Raw genomic sequence first — 15,638 nt, forward strand, 5'->3', positions numbered from 1 at the left:
AACGGCACCCGGGCGTTTCTGTTTCGGCCGGCGCGGTCAGGGCGCCCGCGAGATCGGAGCTGTCTTCGATCGACCCGAAGTCCCCGCGTGCCCGGGCTTCAGGCCGTGCCCGAACCGGTCGACTGCCCACAGGTCGATACCCGCGGCATTGACCGCGTACCCGTAGCGGTGGTTGGCGCCGGTGTGCTCGCCGAAGCCGTGCAGGAAGATCACCGCCGCACGCTGTTCGGCCGATGCCCAGCGTCGGTAGTAGGCCCGGCCCTTCGGATGGTCGGTGAACGGCATCCTGATGACGTTATCGCTTGCCCAGCAGGACGTCGTGCTGGTCGTGCACCCGGTCGCGGATCGCCTCGACGACGGCCGCCACCTCGGGTCGGCGCAGCGTCTCCGCGCGCGTGACGAGCCAGTACGTCAGTCGGACGGCGACCTTGCCGCGAAGAACGCGAACCAGGTCGTCATGGCGGTCGGCCATGAAGCAGGGCAGCAACCCGATCCCCGCGGCCGCGCGGGTCGCCTCGACATGAACGAAAACGTTTGTGGAAGTGACAGATTCGCTCATCGCAGGAGCGAAGCTCGTCGCCACGTCGAGATCGTCGACCTGCAGCATCGAGTCGATGAAGTAGACCAGCGGATGGTGCTCGAGATCGGCGATGCTGCTCGGGGTCCCGCGCTCGGCCAGGTAGTCGCGGGCCCCGTAGAGCCCGAGGCAGTAATCGCCGAGCCTGATCGCCCTGGCCCGGTGCACCTTGGGCTCGCCGACAACCACCTCCACATCCAGTCCGGATCGCTGCTGGGCGGCGGGTCGTGTCGTGGCGACGATCTCGACGGCCACTTTCGGGTGCTGACGCTGCACCTGCGCGGCAGCGGGCGCTGCGATGTAGGCGGAGAAGCCGTCGGTCGCCGAGATGCGGACGACGCCCTCGAGTGCCCGGTCGCCCGCGGTGTCGACAGCCAGTGACCGCACCGCCGACTCGATGGCCTCCGCAGCGCCCAGCGCGTCGCGTCCCAGCTCGGTGAGTTCCCATCCGCCCGCGCCGCGCGCGAGCACCCGTCCGCCGACGGACTCCTCGAGCGCGGCGACGCGTCGCGAGATCGTGGTGTGGTTGAGGCCCAGTTCCTCCGCGGCGGCCTTGTACCGCCCGGAGCGGCCGACGGCCAACAAGACGAGCAGATCGTCGGCGCTCGGCCGCCGCCGACCGGATGGTTGGCTCATTGGAGGCGGCACAACTGCATTTTCGCAGATACCTCCTGCAGTTTTCGCCATTGCGAGTCCTATTATCTGCGTGAATACTCACAGGCGTCTGTGTCTGCCCTCACAGCCCGAAGGAGCGCGATGGGTGTCACCAATGTGGGGAACGGCGCGGCTCCGGTTCCGACCGGCCTCAAACGCGTCGTGGTCGCCTCGATGGCCGGCACCGTCGTCGAGTGGTACGAGTTCTTCCTCTACGCCACCGCCGCCACATTGGTCTTCAACAAGGTCTTCTTCGCACAAGGCACCAGCGAGGCGAGCGGGCTGATCGCCGCGCTGCTGACTTACGCCGTCGGATTCGTCGCACGCCCGTTGGGCGGGGTGGTCTTCGGACACTTCGGTGACAAGTACGGGCGCAAGAAGTTGCTCCAGTTCGCGATCCTGCTCGTCGGTGCCGTCACATTCCTGATGGGCTGCCTGCCAACGTACGACCAGATCGGAGTGTGGGCGCCGATTCTGCTGGTGATCCTGCGATTCCTTCAGGGCTTTGCGGTCGGCGGCGAATGGGGCGGAGCGGTCCTGCTCGTCGCCGAACACAGCCCCAAAGACAAGCGCGGGTTCTGGGCCAGTTGGCCACAGGCCGCGGTGCCCGTCGGCAATATGCTCGCCACCGTCGTCCTCTTGGTGCTCACCTACGTGCTCCCGGAATCGGCATTCCTGTCGTGGGGATGGCGGGTGGCGTTCTGGTTGTCCGCTGTGGTGGTGCTGATCGGCTACTACATCCGCACCAAGGTGACCGACGCGCCGATCTTCGTGGCCGCCCAGGAGGAAGTGGATCGAGTCAAGGCCGTCTCATACGGCGTGGTCGAGGTGCTGAAGCGTTATCCCCGTGGGGTTTTCACCGCGATGGGGCTGCGGTTCGCGGAGAACATCATGTACTACCTGGTGGTCACCTTCTCGATCGTGTACCTCAAGACGCACGTCGACGCCGATACCAGCGACATCCTGTGGTGGCTGCTGGTCGCGCACGCGGTGCACTTCGTGGTGATCCCGCAAGTGGGCCGGCTGTCGGACCGGTTCGGCAGGCGACCGGTGTACATCGTCGGTGCGATCGCCGGAGGGACCTGGGGCTTTTTCGCGTTCCCGATGATGAACAGCGGGTCCTACCTGCTGATCATGGCCGCGATCATCCTGGGGCTCGTCATCCACGCCCTGATGTACTCACCACAGCCGGCGATCATGGCCGAGATGTTCCCGACTCGGATGCGGTATTCCGGTGTCTCCCTTGGCTATCAGGTGACATCGATCATCGCGGGGTCGCTCGCACCGGCCATTGCCACCTGGCTCCTCGACAAGTTCCACTCGGCGGTGCCGATCGCCTTGTATCTCGCCGGTGCCTCGGTGATCACCCTGGTTGCCGCGTTGTTCAGCCGGGAGACCAAGGGCCTGGACCTCAGGACGCTCGATGCGGCCGATCGGGAGCAACTCGCCAAGGCAGGCATCGCATGAGTCTCGACGGGCGTAGCGCGCTGGTCACCGGCGGTGCGAGTGGAATCGGTGCGGCCTGCGCACGCGCCCTGGCGGCAGATGGGGCGTCGGTCACCGTCGCGGATCTCGACGAGGCCGGCGCCAAGACGATCGCCGAGGAGATCGGTGGAAAGCCATGGGCTGTCGACCTTTCCGACGTCTCGGAGCTCGAGGGTCTTCGGCTGCAGACCGATATCCTGGTGAACAATGCCGGGGTTCAGCATGTCAGCCCAATCCCGGAGTTTCCGCCCGAGCGCTTTCGGTTCATCCTCAAGCTGATGCTCGAAGCGCCGTTCCTGCTGATCCGTGCGGCGTTGCCGCATATGTACGAACAGAACTTCGGCCGCGTCATCAACATCTCGTCGGTGCACGGCCTGCGCGCCTCGGAGTACAAGAGCGGCTACGTCACCGCAAAGCACGGATTGGAGGGACTGTCCAAGGTGACCGCTCTGGAGGGCGGCCCGCACGGCGTCACCAGCAACTGCGTCGACCCGGGCTACGTGCGCACGCCGTTGGTGACCGAGCAGATCGCCGATCAGGCCCGCAGCCACGGGATCGACGAGGATAAGGTGATCGCTGACATTCTGCTGAAGGAGAGTGCGATCAAGCGACTCGTCGAACCCGAAGAAGTTGCCTCACTGGTCACCTGGCTTGCCTCACCCGCCGCGACGATGGTGACCGGTGCGTCGTACACGATGGACGGCGGCTGGAGCGCCCGGTGACCGCCGCACCGCAATGGACGCCCACCGAGGCCGACATCGCCGGGGCCTGCGTCACCGATTTCGCACGTTTCGTACAGCGGCGCACCGGCCTCGACCTACCCGACTACCAGTCGCTGTGGCATTGGTCGGTCGACGACGTCAACGGTTTCTGGGCAGCGCTGTGGGATTACTTCGAGCTTGGCGTCCGCCCAGACGCGGCGCTCGCATCCACCGAAATGCCCGGTGCGCAATGGTTCCCGGGAACCGAACTCAATTACGTCGATCAGGTGGTGAGTAACGCCCGGTCCGATCGGCCCGCGATCCTCTACCTCACAGAGGGTGGTGAGCTCACCGAGGTGTCGTGGGCCGGGTTGATCAGCCGCACTGCGGCTTTCGCACACAAGCTGCGGGCGCTCGGAGTGACGACCGGTGACCGGGTCGTCGGATACCTACCGAACATCCCCGAAGCCGTGATCGCGTTTCTGGCCACCGCGAGCATCGGGGCCGTCTGGAGCGCCTGCGGCCAGGACTATTCGGCAAAGGCCGCTCTGGATCGGCTGGGGCAACTCGAGCCGAGCGTGCTGGTGACCACCGACGGCTACACCTACGGCGGCAAGTTTCACGACAAGGGCCGCGACATCGCCGTGCTGCAGGACGGTCTGCCGACTCTGCGCGCCACCGTGATGGCGTCCGAACTCACCGGCGGGGCCGACAGCGCTGCGCTGACAACGACGCCCGTCGACTTCGCGCACCCGTTATGGATCCTGTTCTCCTCGGGCACCACGGGGCTGCCCAAGGGCATCCTGCACGGGCACGGCGGTGTCTTGTTGGAGCATCTGAAAGCCGTCGCCCTGCAATCCGACATCGGACCTGACGACACCTTCTTCTGGTACACCAGCCCGAGTTGGATGATGTGGAACTTCCAGGTCGCCGGACTTCTGGTCGGAGCGACCATCGTCTGTTACGACGGCAGCCCCAGCGCCCCGCGGCCCGATACGCTGTGGGACCTCGCTGCTCGTGTCAAGGCCACCGTGCTGGGCACGAGTCCTGGCTATGTGCTCGGCTGCATGAAGGCCGGCGCGGAGCCGCGCAAGGAGCACGACCTGTCGGCGCTGCGCACGGTCGGCATCACCGGCGCATCGCTGCCGCCATCGTCGTCACTGTGGTTGAGCGACAACGCCGGTGAGCATGTGCAGGTTTCGTCGATCAGCGGCGGCACCGACGTGGTTTCGGCGTTCATCGGCGGCGTTCGCACAGTCCCGGTATGGCCGGGCGAGCTGTCGGCGCGGTACCTCGGCTGCGCGCTGGACTCCTGGGACGAGTCGGGCAAGCCGGTGCGCAACGAGGTCGGCGAGCTGGTGGTGACCAAGCCGCTGCCGTCCATGCCGATCGGTTTCTGGAACGATGCCGACGGGTCACGGTATCGCACAGCGTATTTCGAGATGTTCCCTGGCGTGTGGCGGCACGGCGACTGGATCACGATCACCGACCACGGCAGCGTCATCGTGCACGGCCGGTCGGACTCGACCTTGAACCGGCACGGCATCCGGATGGGCAGCGCCGACATCTATCAGGCCGTCGAACGACTGCCCGAGGTGGCCGAGTCGCTCATCATCGGCGTCGATCAGCCCGACGGGGGGTACTGGATGCCGCTGTTCGTGGTCCTCACGGACGGCGCCGAACTGACCGACGAGCTACGCGACCGCATCAAGAACACCGTTCGCGAAGAAGTGTCACCGCGGCACGTGCCTGACGAGATCATCGCCGCGCCAGGCGTTCCGCACACCCGCACGGGCAAGAAGCTAGAGGTGCCGATCAAGAAGCTGTTCCAGGGCGCCGACGCGGCGAAGGTGGTCGAGCGCAGCGCCGTCGACGACCCCGAGCTGCTGGAGTGGTACGTCACGCAGAAGCGTTGAGTTATCCATAGATTCCCGCCGGCGTCCACGATTGTCGGTCCTGCCTGACAGAATCGAATACGTGTTCGATGGCGTGGATGAGGCGGGGCTGGTCGCCACCATTGAGGAGGCCACCCGCGCCGAAGTGTGCGCGGGCGCATTGCGCACGGCGGCGATCGGGGAGTTGATGTCGCGCCGCGGTGTCGGCGACGACGATCACCCGCGCGCGTTGTGGGTCTGTGATCCGTGGGCCTCGGCGGCCGCTGAGGTCGCTGCGGCGATGAACATCAGCCACGGCAGGGCCTGCGGGCAGATGCGCATCGCCGAAACCCTGCGCGATCACCTGCCCAACGTGGGTGCGCTGTTCGCGGCGGGCCGGCTCTCGGCGCGGGTGATCGGGGCGCTCACCTGGCGTACCCGGCTGATCGCCGACGAGGCGGCTTGGGCGCTGATCGACACGGCGATGGCCGAACGGGTGGACCAGTGGGGACCGTTGTCGGAAGACGATCTGCGCACCGCCGTGGATGCGCTGGTACTGCAGTACGACCCCGACGCGGTGATCGCCAGCCAGGCCCGCGCCCGTGGCCGCGATTTCAAAGTCGGGTCCTATGAAGACGAGAACGGCGCCACCTCGGTGTGGGGCAAGTTGCTGGCCGCCGATGCCGCGGTGCTCGAGCGCAAGGTCGCCGCGATGGTGGACACCGTGTGCCCCGACGATCCGCGTTCGGCCGGCGAGCGCCGCTCCGATGCGATCGGGGCGATCGCCAACGGAAACGACCACCTACCGTGTGCCTGCGGCTCCCCGAACTGCTCGGCGCGCGCGGCCCAGCCCACCCCCACATCGTCGGTGGTGGTGAATGTCTACGCCGACGAGACCGCCGTCGATGCTGCCCTAGCGCCACAAGCGGCAGTCCGCCGCACCGCGGACTGCCGGCGAGATCCGGGCACCGCAGTGCTGTCCGGAGTCGGCGGTACGGAGGTGCTGCCCAACCCCATGCTGGCCGCGCTGCTGCGCAACGGCGCCACCCTGCGGCCGCTGGCCGTACCGGACCAACAGCCCGAGCACGGATATCGGCCCTCGGTCAAGCTGGCCCGCCGCATCCGCGCCCGCGACTTGCGCTGCCGCTTCCCTGGGTGCCAGCGGCGTGCAGAGTTCTGCGACATCGACCACGTCGTGGCCCACCCGAGCGGGGCGACGCATCAGTCGAACCTGGCTTGCCTGTGCCGTCTTCACCACCTCTTGAAGACCTTTTGGATCGGTGATTGGTCCTATCTGCTGCACGCCGACGGCGCCGCGGTCTGGACTGCACCGACCGGTCACATCTATATGACTCATCCGGGGTGTCGAAGTCTGTTTCCCGACTGGGACACCACCGCGGCCGACCTCCCGCGGCCGGGTACCAGCCCACCGCCCGACCGCCGCGGTCTGAAGATGCCGATGCGCAAGAAACCGCGATCAGTCGAACGCGCCCAACGCATCAAAGCCGAACGAGGACAAGACACCTCGGACCCGTCACCATATTGACACCGGTGGATGTGTCGTCGAGTTCGATTGTGGCCGACGTCCGGCTAGCCAGCGCCGCCGGTTTGAGAGTCCGCGTAGAACTCGTTGAACGCCTCGTATGCGCGGGGCCCGTGTACGGTGGCCGGCCCGCCCGCCATCAGGAACGCGACAGCGATTGCCTCGGCGGCCTCTTCCGGGGTGGCGCCGCGCAGTACCGCGCCGTGGGCGTGCGAGGAGATGCACCCGTCGCATTGCGTACTCACCGCGATCGCGAACGCTATGAGTTCCTTGGTCTTGGCGTCGATCGCCCCAGACGCCAGCGTTGCTTCGTGCAGGTGCTTGAAGCCCTCGTATACGGCGGGAATCGCATGCCTTAACTCGCGTGTGGGTTTGCGCAACTCGTCGCGGACCGCTTTGCCATAGCTCATGAGGCGATGCTGCCCGGCGGCAAAGCGTTGCGACACGGCCAGTAGTCCTCAGTTGGCGGGACGTTTGGCATCTTGCGCGGGCGTCAACCCAGCCAGCTGCCGATTCGCCGCAGCGCCTCGGTGATGTCGCTCGTCGGCCCCGCGAACGACAGCCGGACGAACGTACCGCCGCGGGCGGGGTCGAAGTCGATACCCGGTGCGATCGCAACTCCGGTGTCGGCGAGCAACTTCGAACAGAACGTCAGCGAGTCCGTGGTCAGATGGGAGACATCGGCGTATACGTAGAAGGCACCGTCGGTCGGGGCCACGCGGTCGATGCCGAGCCGGCGCAGGCCGTCGAGCAGCAGAAGCCGGTTGGCGGCGTAATGGTGTAGCAGAGCGTCGGACTCGGCGATCGATTCCGGGGTGAACGCTGCGACGGCGGCGTATTGCGCCAATGCCGGTGGGCAGATGGTGAAGTTGCCGGTCAGCCGGTCGACCGCGCGCTGCAGTTCGCGCGGCACCAGCAGCCAGCCCAACCGCCAGCCCGTCATCGCGAAGTACTTCGAAAAGCTGTTCACCACAACCGAATCGCGTGATGTCGCCCACGCGCAGCTGACGGCGGGCGCACCCTCGTAGACCAGCCCGTGGTACACCTCGTCGCTGATCAGCCGCGCACCGCGTGACTCGCACCACGAGGCGATCGCGGCCAGCTCGTCCGGCGGGATCACCGTGCCGGTCGGGTTGGCCGGGCTGGCCACGACGACACCCTGCACGGGCGGGTCGAGGTCGTCCAGCATCGGCACCGTCGGCTGAAAACGCGTTTCGGGGCCGCACGGTATCTCGACGACCTCGCAACCCAGTGCGGACAGGATGTTGCGGTAGCAGGGGTAGCCCGGGCTCGCGATGGCGACCCGGTCGCCGACGTCGAAGCAGCCCAGGAACGCCAACAGAAATCCGCCCGACGAACCCGTGGTGATCACGACGTCGTTCGGATCCACCGTCAGCCCGTGCCGATCCAGATACGCACCCGCGATCGCGGCGCGCAACTCCGGGATGCCGAGCGCGACCGTGTAGCCCAACACCGTGGTCTCGAGCGCCTCCGTGGCCGCCGCCCGCACCGCCGCGGGTGCGCCGGCGCTGGGTTGGCCGGCGGACAGGTTCACCAAGTCGCCATGACTGCGCTGGCGCTCTGCGGCGGCCAGCCAGACGTCCATCACGTAGAACGGCGGGATCCCGGACCGCAGCGATACGCTCACGCTTTCAACGCTAGAGCACTTCGGATTCGAGCCGGCGCAGATACTCGCGCGGCGGCCCGAGCAGCTGCGCACTGCCGTGCGCGCGTTTGAAGTACAGCTGGATGTCGTGTTCCCAGGTGATCGCGATCCCGCCGTGCATCTGCACGGCCTCGGCGGCGACCCTGGTGAACGCCTCGCTCGCCGAGAACCGGGCCAGGGCCGCCGACGTCGGCGACGGCGCCGCGATCGCCTCGTCGACCACCGCACGTGCGGACTGCACCGCGACGTACAGGTCGGCCATCCGGTGCTTGAGTGCCTGGAAACTGCCGATGGGCCTGCCGAACTGCACCCGGTCCTTGGTGTATTGCACGGTGAGGTCGAGGCAGCGCGACGCGGCGCCGATCTGCTCGGCGGCGACCAGCAACGCCGCGGTGTCGGCTAGCCCCGGGTCGGCGCCGATGTCGGCGGTCTCCTGGGCCTCGAGACGGGCCAGCCGGCGTGTCCGGTCCATCGCGTCGACACATTGGGCCGTGAACCGTGTCCACCGGGTCAGCCGGCCGCCGTCGGCGGCGATCACCACATCGGCGACGTCACCGTTGACCACATATTCCGGGTCGAACACCACGGCGCCCAGCCGCGTGCCCCCGGCCAACCCCTCGAGCGTCTCGGCGTCCGGCTCATCTTCGGCCAGCAGTGCCATTTCGGCGAGCGTCGTGCCGAGCAGTGGGGTCGGCACCAGTGCCTTGCCGAGTTCCTCGAGCACGACGGCCGCATCGGCGAGTTGACCACCGGCGCCGCCGAGTTCCTCGGGTACCACCAGCGCCGCAGCACCGACCTGCTCGCACAATAGTGTCCACAGCGACTCGTCATATCCGCGTTCGGATTCCATCGCCTCACGGACGGTGGCCGGTGAGGCGTGCTTGTCCACCAGCGCAGCGACCGTCTCGCGTAGGAGTTGACGTTCTTCACTCACGAGAGACCCTCCAATACCCGCCGACGGTGCACACTCGGGTCACCCCACGCCGAGTGCAGCGCCTGCACGCGCAGCAGCCACAGCGACAGGTCGTGCTCCTGCGTGAAGCCGATGGCGCCGTGCGTCTGCAGCGCCGAACGCGCCGCGAGCAGCGCTGCGTCGGACGCGGCGGCCTTGGCGGCGCTGACGTCGCGCGCGGTGTCGGGCGACTCGCCGGCGAGCGACAGCGCCGCGCCGTACACCAAGGGACGAACCAACTCCACCGCGATGTGCACATCGGCGAGCTTGTGCTTGATCGCCTGGTAGGTGCCGATCACCTTGCCGAACTGGCTGCGCTGCTTGGCGTACTCGACCGACATATCCAGCATCGCCTCTCCGGCGCCCACCAGCTGCGCCGCCGTCGCCAACACCCCGAACTCGTAGGCCCGCGCCACGTCGGCGGACCAGCTGTCACCGGAGGCGTTGACGTCGAACAACTTTCGGCTCGGATCGACGGACTCGTGTGAAGCACCCGGGGAACCCTCGCGGACCTCGCCATCGGCGGCCACCAGGATCAGCCCGGCGGTGTCGGCGTCGACGGCGCGCGGCGCATGCGGTGGCAACGCGACGGTGGCGATCAGTTCACCGGAGGCCAGGCCGGCACCGCGATCGTCATCGGCAAGCAGAAGCGGTGCCACCGCAATCGATTCGGTGACCGGGCCCGGCACGCACCAGCGGCCCAGACGCTCGGCGGCGACCACCAGGTCGACCGGATGCGCCTCGATGCCGTCGTACTTCTCCGGCACGACGAGCGCCGTCACGCCGAGGTCGGCGAGCTGCGCCCACACCTTGCGGCCCGGAGCGGTGTCACCGACGGCCCAGGCCCGGATCGCGCCCGGCAGGTCGGCCGCGCCGAGTGCGGCGTCGATGCTGGCGGCGAAGTCGCGCTGCTGTTCGTCCAATTCGAAGTTCATATGTCTACTTTCGGGGCAGTCCCAGCAGCCGTTCGGCGATGATGTTGCGCTGAATCTCATTGGTGCCCGCATAGATCGGCCCGCCGAGGGAGAACAGCAACCCGTCGGTCCAGCTGTCGGTGAGCTCGGCATCCGGCCCGCGCAGATCCAGTGCGGTCTGATGGATGGCGACGTCGAGATCGGACCAGAACACCTTGGTCACGCTGGACTCGGCGCCCAGTTCACCGCCCGCGGACACCCGGGTGACCGTGCCGAACGTGTGCAGGCGGTAGGCCTGCGCCTTGATCCAGGCATCGGCCACGCGATCGGTGAAAGCTTCGTCGGGATCGGCCTTCCACTGCGCCACAAGCCGTTCGGCAGGTGCCAGGAAGCGCGCCGGGCTGCGCAGCGACATGCCGCGTTCGTTGCTCGATGTGCTCATCGCCGCCCGCCACCCGTCGTGGACGTCGCCGATGACGTCGCTGTCGGGGACGAACACGTCGTCGAGGAAGATCTCGCCGAAGCCGGTGTCTCCGCCCAGTTGCGCGATGGGACGAACCGTGACGCCGTCGGCCTTGAGGTCGAACATGAAGTACGTCAGGCCGCGATGGCGTTCGGCCTCGGGGTCGGAGCGGAACAGCCCGAACGCGCGCTCACCGAACGGCGCGCGTGAACTCCAGATCTTCTGCCCGTTGAGTAGCCAGCCGCCGTCGGCCCTGGTGGCCGTGGACCGCAGCGAAGCCAGGTCGCTGCCCGACTCCGGTTCCGACCAGGCCTGCGCCCAGATCTCCTCGCCGCTGGCCATTTTCGGCAGCACGCGATCGAGTTGTTCTTCGGTGCCGTGCGCGAACAGGGTCGGGGCCAGCATCGAGGTGCCGTTGGCGCTGGCGCGACCGGGCGCCCCGGCGCGGAAGTACTCCTCCTCGTACACCACCCACTGCAGCAGGGTGGCGTCGCGTCCGCCGTACTTCTCGGGCCAGGTGATCACCGACAGTCCGGCGTCGTAAAGCACTTTGTCCCATCGCCGGTGCTGTTCGAAACCCTCGGCGGTGTCATACGACTTCGTGGGGAACGAGTCCTTGTTCTCGGCCAGGAACTCGCGCACCTCGGCCTGGAACTCGCGCGTGGCGTCGTCGAAAGTCAGGTCCATCAGGAAGATCCAGCCCTCTCACGCAGAAGCGGTTTCACTACTTTGCCGCCCGGGTTACGCGGCAGCGCATCGAGGAACTCCACCGACCGGGGCGTCTTGAAGTTCGCCAGATGTTCGCGGGTGTAAGCGATTACGGTTTGCTCGTCGAGCGCGGCACCGGGTTTGACCACGATGTACGCCTTGCCCACCTCGCCGAGCCGTTCGTCGGGCACACCGATCACCGCGGACTCTGTGACGCCGTCGAGCCGCGCCAGCACCTGCTCGATTTCGGCCGGATAGACATTGAACCCGCCGCAGATGTACATGTCCTTGAGACGGTCGGTGATGCGCAGGTTGCCGTTCTCGTCGACAGTGCCGACGTCGCCGGTGTGCAACCAGCCCTCGGGGTCGATCGCCGCGGCGGTGGCTTCCGGGTCGTCGAGGTAGCCCAGCATCACGTTCGGGCCGCGCAGCAGCACCTCACCGGTGCCGTCCTGGCTCGGGTCGTCGATGCGCAGTTCGAAACCGGCGATCGGACGCCCCGAGGTGGTGGCGACGGTGACTGCGTCGTCGTCGGGCCGGCACATGGTCCCGAAACCGCTCGCCTCGGTCAGGCCGTACGCGGTCAGGACGATGTCGATGTCGAGTTCGGTCTGCATCCGCTCGATCAGCACGACCGGGATCGTCGCCGCGCCGGTGACCGCGAACCGCAGCGAGGTGAGGTCGTAGTCGGCGCGCTTGGGATGGTCGAGCAGCGTCTGGTAGATCGTCGGCGGTCCGGGCAACACGGTGATGCGGTGCTCCTGCACGGCTGCCATCGTCTTCTCGGGATCGAACGTCAACTGAGGGATGAGTGTGGCGCCGGTCTGCAGGCAGGCGAGGATGCCCGCCTTATAGCCGAAGTTGTGGAAGAACGGGTTGATGCACAGGTAGCGGTCGTCGCTGGCGAGCCGGCCGCATTCGGCCCACGCCGCGGGCGCGTCGAGCGACTGGCGGTGTGCACACAGCGCACCCTTGCTGCGACCGGTGGTGCCGGAGGTGAACAGGATGTCGGACACATCGTCGGGTTGCACCGCGGCGGCACGGGCGTCGACGGAATCCAGGTCGGTCCCGGACGAAATGAAGTCGTCCCAGGTGCCGTCGTCCTTCTCGACCGGTACTCGGATCACGTGGCGCAGCTTCGGCAGCGCGTCACGCTGTACGGACGCGGCCTTGTCGGAGCCCAGGAACTCGCCGGACGCGAACAGCAGCGGGGCGCCGGTGCGGGCCAGGATGTCGGTGGCCTCGTTGGCGGTGTAGCGGGTGTTGAGCGGCACCACGACGCCGCCCGCATAGTGGGTGCCCAGGCAGGCGACGACCCAGTGCCAGGTGTTCGGCGACCAGATCGCGACCCGGTCACCGGCGTCGATGCCCAGACCGATGATCGCTGCCGCAGCACGCCGCACCTCGTCGCGCAATTGCGCGAACGTGAACGAACGGTGGTCCGCGACCAGCGCATCGTGGTCGGAAAACCGGTCCGCGATCCCATCCAAGACCCGGGGGATGGTCCGCCGATCGCCAATCATCGATGCTCCTCTAACAAAGCAAGTGCTTGGTAGGTTAGCCTACAAGGGTGATTGAGGTCGAGGAGTTCCGGGCCGAGGTCCGCGACTGGCTTGCCGACAACCTCGTCGGGGACTACGCCGCGTTGAAAGGCCTCGGCGGGCCGGGCCGGGAGCACGAGGCGTTCGAGGAACGCCGGGCGTGGAACCAGCATCTGGCGGCGGCCGGGCTGACGTGTCTCGGTTGGCCCGAGGAGCACGGCGGGCGCGGCTTGTCGGTCGCGCACCGGGTGGCGTTCTACGAGGAGTACGCGATCGCCAACGCTCCGGCGAAGGTCAACCACTTCGGAGAAGAGTTGCTGGGGCCGACGTTGATCGCCTACGGCACCGCCGCGCAGCAGCAGCGATTCCTGCCGAAGATCCTCGACGTCAGCGAGTTGTGGTGCCAGGGCTACTCCGAACCCGGCGCAGGCAGTGACCTCGCGAACGTGTCCACCACCGCCGAACTCGACGGTGACCACTGGGTGGTCAACGGGCAGAAGGTGTGGACCTCGCTGGCGCACTGGGCGCAGTGGTGCTTCGTCGTCGCCCGCACCGAGAAGGGGTCGAAGCGCCACGCCGGCCTGTCGTACCTGCTGGTGCCGCTGGATCAGCCCGGTGTCCAGGTTCGGCCGATCGTTCAGCTCACCGGTGACTCGGAGTTCAACGAGGTGTTCTTCGACGACGCCCGCACGGACGCCGCACTGGTGGTCGGCGAACCCGGCGACGGCTGGCGAGTGGCGATGGGGACGCTGACATTCGAGCGCGGGGTATCCACACTGGGCCAGCAGATCGAGTACGCCCGCGAGCTGTCGGGCGTCGCCGAGTTGGCGAAACGCACTGGCGCAGCCGATGACCCACTGATCCGCGAGCGGCTGACGCGGTCCTGGGCAGGGCTGCGCACGATGCGGTCGTATGCGTTGGCGACGATGGACGTGGAACAACCGGGGCAAGATAACGTCTCGAAGCTGCTGTGGGCCAACTGGCATCGCGAACTCGGCGAGATCGCGATGGACGTGCTCGGCCGCGAAGGACTGACGCTGACCGACGGCGACTTCGACGAGTGGCAGCGGCTGTATCTGTTCTCGCGTGCCGACACCATCTACGGCGGCTCCAACGAAATCCAGCGCAACATCATCGCCGAGCGGGTGCTCGGACTACCGAGGGAGCTGAAGGGTTGAACCTGTCACAAGCCCCGAAAGAGATTGCGGGACACGGGCTGCTGACCGGCAAGGTGGTCGTCGTGACCGCGGCCGCCGGCACCGGGATCGGTTCGGCGGTGGCGCGACGCGCACTCGCCGAAGGTGCCGACGTCGTGGTGTCGGACCACCACGAACGCCGGTTGGGTGAGACCCGCGACCAGTTGGCCGAGCTCAGCCTGGGCCGCGTCGAAAGCGTGGTATGCGACGTGACGTCGACCGCCCAGGTCGACGCGCTGATCGCGTCGACGACGGCGCGGATGGGACGGCTGGACGTGCTCGTCAACAACGCCGGCCTCGGCGGCCAGACGCCCGTCGTCGACATGACCGACGAGGAGTGGGACCGCGTCCTCGACGTCACGCTCACGTCGGTGATGCGCGCGACGCGGGCGGCGCTGCGGTACTTCCGCGAGGCCGACCACGGCGGGGTGATCGTCAACAACGCCAGTGTCTTGGGTTGGCGCGCACAGCATTCGCAGTCGCACTACGCCGCCGCCAAGGCCGGCGTGATGGCGCTGACACGGTGCAGCGCGATCGAGGCCGTCGAGTACGGGGTGCGTGTGAACGCCGTGTCGCCGAGCATCGCGCGGCATAAGTTCCTCGAGAAGACGAGCTCGTCCGACCTTCTTGACCGGCTATCGGAAGGCGAGGCGTTCGGCCGTGCCGCCGAGCCGTGGGAGGTTGCCGCGACCATCGCGTTCCTGGCCAGTGAGTACTCCAGTTACCTGACCGGAGAAGTGATCTCGGTGTCGAGCCAACGCGCATGAGCAACCGACCCGTGAGCCAGCCGGCAAGCAGACGCGACGAGCTTCTCGAGCTCGCCGCGGCGATGTTCGCCGAGCGCGGCCTGCGGGCGACCACCGTGCGCGACATCGCCGACTCCGCGGGCATCCTCTCCGGCAGCCTCTATCACCACTTTGCCTCCAAGGAGGAGATGGTCGACGAGGTTCTCCGCGGCTTCCTCGACTGGTTGTTCGCGCGGTACCAGGAAATCGTCGACACCGAACCGAATCCGTTGGAGCGGCTCAAGGGTCTGTTCATGACCTCGTTCGAGGCGATCGAGCACCGGCACGCCCAGGTCGTCATCTACCAGGACGAGGCCAAGCGGCTCTCGGGCCAGGAGCGCTTCTCCTACGTCGAGCAACGCAACAAAGAGCAACGCAAGATGTGGTTGGACCTGCTCAACCAGGGTGTCGAGGAGGGCTACTTCCGGCCCGACATCGACGTCGATCTGGTCTACCGGTTCATCCGCGACACCACCTGGGTTTCGGTCCGCTGGTATCAGCCGGGCGGACCAATGACGGCCGAAGAGGTCGGCCGTCAGTACCTCGCTATCGTTCTCGGGGGCATCACGAGGAAATGAG

The 15,638-nt window shown here is 67.2% G+C and carries 14 protein-coding genes and 1 pseudogene; 7 read left to right on the plus strand and 8 right to left on the minus strand.

All coding sequences use genetic code 11. The annotated features are described in order from the left end of the window. Positions 1-7: 7 nt before the first annotated feature. Positions 8-285 (minus strand): annotated as a pseudogene (locus tag QGN32_RS14005) (serine aminopeptidase domain-containing protein); the annotation flags it as partial. A 10-nt stretch (positions 286-295) separates the two neighbouring features. Beyond that, positions 296-1,213: a LysR family transcriptional regulator gene (locus QGN32_RS14010; protein WP_326544981.1), complete on the minus strand. Its 918-nt coding sequence runs from the start codon at positions 1,211-1,213 to the stop codon at positions 296-298. Positions 1,214-1,333: 120 nt separating this feature from the next. Between QGN32_RS14010 and QGN32_RS14015 the strand changes: the two genes are divergently transcribed. From QGN32_RS14015 to QGN32_RS14030, 4 genes are all read left to right on the plus strand, one after another. Then, positions 1,334-2,698, plus strand: a complete 1,365-nt coding sequence (locus QGN32_RS14015) for an MFS transporter (RefSeq protein WP_326544982.1) — start codon at positions 1,334-1,336, stop codon at positions 2,696-2,698. Beyond that, entirely contained in the window at positions 2,695-3,438 is a 744-nt protein-coding gene (locus QGN32_RS14020) for a 3-hydroxybutyrate dehydrogenase (protein ID WP_326544983.1), read from the plus strand. The genes QGN32_RS14015 and QGN32_RS14020 overlap by 4 nt, the downstream gene beginning before the upstream one ends. Continuing rightward, positions 3,435-5,333, plus strand: a complete 1,899-nt coding sequence (locus tag QGN32_RS14025; RefSeq protein WP_442791704.1) for an acetoacetate--CoA ligase — start codon at positions 3,435-3,437, stop codon at positions 5,331-5,333. The genes QGN32_RS14020 and QGN32_RS14025 overlap by 4 nt, the downstream gene beginning before the upstream one ends. Before the next feature lie 61 nt (positions 5,334-5,394). Then, on the plus strand, positions 5,395-6,837 hold the full coding sequence (locus tag QGN32_RS14030) for an HNH endonuclease signature motif containing protein (RefSeq protein ID WP_326544984.1): 1,443 nt from the start codon (positions 5,395-5,397) through the stop codon (positions 6,835-6,837). Between the two features lie 44 nt (positions 6,838-6,881). Here QGN32_RS14030 and QGN32_RS14035 read toward each other — a convergent pair whose 3' ends face one another. The 6 genes from QGN32_RS14035 to fadD3 form a co-directional block, all read right to left on the minus strand. After that, positions 6,882-7,244: a carboxymuconolactone decarboxylase family protein gene (locus tag QGN32_RS14035; protein ID WP_326544985.1), complete on the minus strand. Its 363-nt coding sequence runs from the start codon at positions 7,242-7,244 to the stop codon at positions 6,882-6,884. Positions 7,245-7,327: 83 nt separating this feature from the next. Beyond that, positions 7,328-8,482: an aminotransferase class I/II-fold pyridoxal phosphate-dependent enzyme gene (locus QGN32_RS14040; protein ID WP_326544986.1), complete on the minus strand. Its 1,155-nt coding sequence runs from the start codon at positions 8,480-8,482 to the stop codon at positions 7,328-7,330. 10 nt (positions 8,483-8,492) lie between these two features. Next, the gene (ipdE2, locus tag QGN32_RS14045) at positions 8,493-9,434 is read right to left on the minus strand and encodes an acyl-CoA dehydrogenase IpdE2 (RefSeq protein ID WP_326544987.1); all 942 of its coding nucleotides are present in this window, start codon (positions 9,432-9,434) and stop codon (positions 8,493-8,495) included. Continuing rightward, positions 9,431-10,387, minus strand: coding sequence for an acyl-CoA dehydrogenase family protein (locus tag QGN32_RS14050; RefSeq protein WP_326544988.1), 957 nt, complete (start codon positions 10,385-10,387; stop codon positions 9,431-9,433). The genes ipdE2 and QGN32_RS14050 overlap by 4 nt, the downstream gene beginning before the upstream one ends. 4 nt (positions 10,388-10,391) lie before the next feature. Then, entirely contained in the window at positions 10,392-11,516 is a 1,125-nt protein-coding gene (locus tag QGN32_RS14055) for an acyl-CoA dehydrogenase family protein (protein WP_326544989.1), read from the minus strand. Beyond that, positions 11,516-13,060: a 3-((3aS,4S,7aS)-7a-methyl-1,5-dioxo-octahydro-1H-inden-4-yl)propanoate--CoA ligase FadD3 gene (fadD3, locus tag QGN32_RS14060; protein ID WP_326544990.1), complete on the minus strand. Its 1,545-nt coding sequence runs from the start codon at positions 13,058-13,060 to the stop codon at positions 11,516-11,518. Before fadD3 ends, QGN32_RS14055 begins: the two co-directional genes overlap by 1 nt. A 47-nt stretch (positions 13,061-13,107) precedes the next feature. Between fadD3 and ipdE1 the strand changes: the two genes are divergently transcribed. The 3 genes from ipdE1 to kstR2 are packed head-to-tail and all read left to right on the plus strand — an operon-like array spanning position 13,108 to position 15,637. Next, positions 13,108-14,256: an acyl-CoA dehydrogenase IpdE1 gene (gene ipdE1 / locus QGN32_RS14065; RefSeq protein ID WP_326544991.1), complete on the plus strand. Its 1,149-nt coding sequence runs from the start codon at positions 13,108-13,110 to the stop codon at positions 14,254-14,256. Beyond that, on the plus strand, positions 14,253-15,041 hold the full coding sequence (ipdF, locus tag QGN32_RS14070) for a (5R,7aS)-5-hydroxy-7a-methyl-1-oxo-2,3,5,6,7,7a-hexahydro-1H-indene-carboxyl-CoA reductase (protein ID WP_326544992.1): 789 nt from the start codon (positions 14,253-14,255) through the stop codon (positions 15,039-15,041). Before ipdE1 ends, ipdF begins: the two co-directional genes overlap by 4 nt. After that, positions 15,038-15,637: a TetR family transcriptional regulator KstR2 gene (kstR2, locus tag QGN32_RS14075; RefSeq protein ID WP_326544993.1), complete on the plus strand. Its 600-nt coding sequence runs from the start codon at positions 15,038-15,040 to the stop codon at positions 15,635-15,637. The genes ipdF and kstR2 overlap by 4 nt, the downstream gene beginning before the upstream one ends. Position 15,638 lies beyond the last annotated feature (1 nt).

It is taken from the genome of Mycolicibacterium sp. ND9-15, assembly GCF_035918395.1.
Taxonomy (GTDB): domain Bacteria; phylum Actinomycetota; class Actinomycetes; order Mycobacteriales; family Mycobacteriaceae; genus Mycobacterium.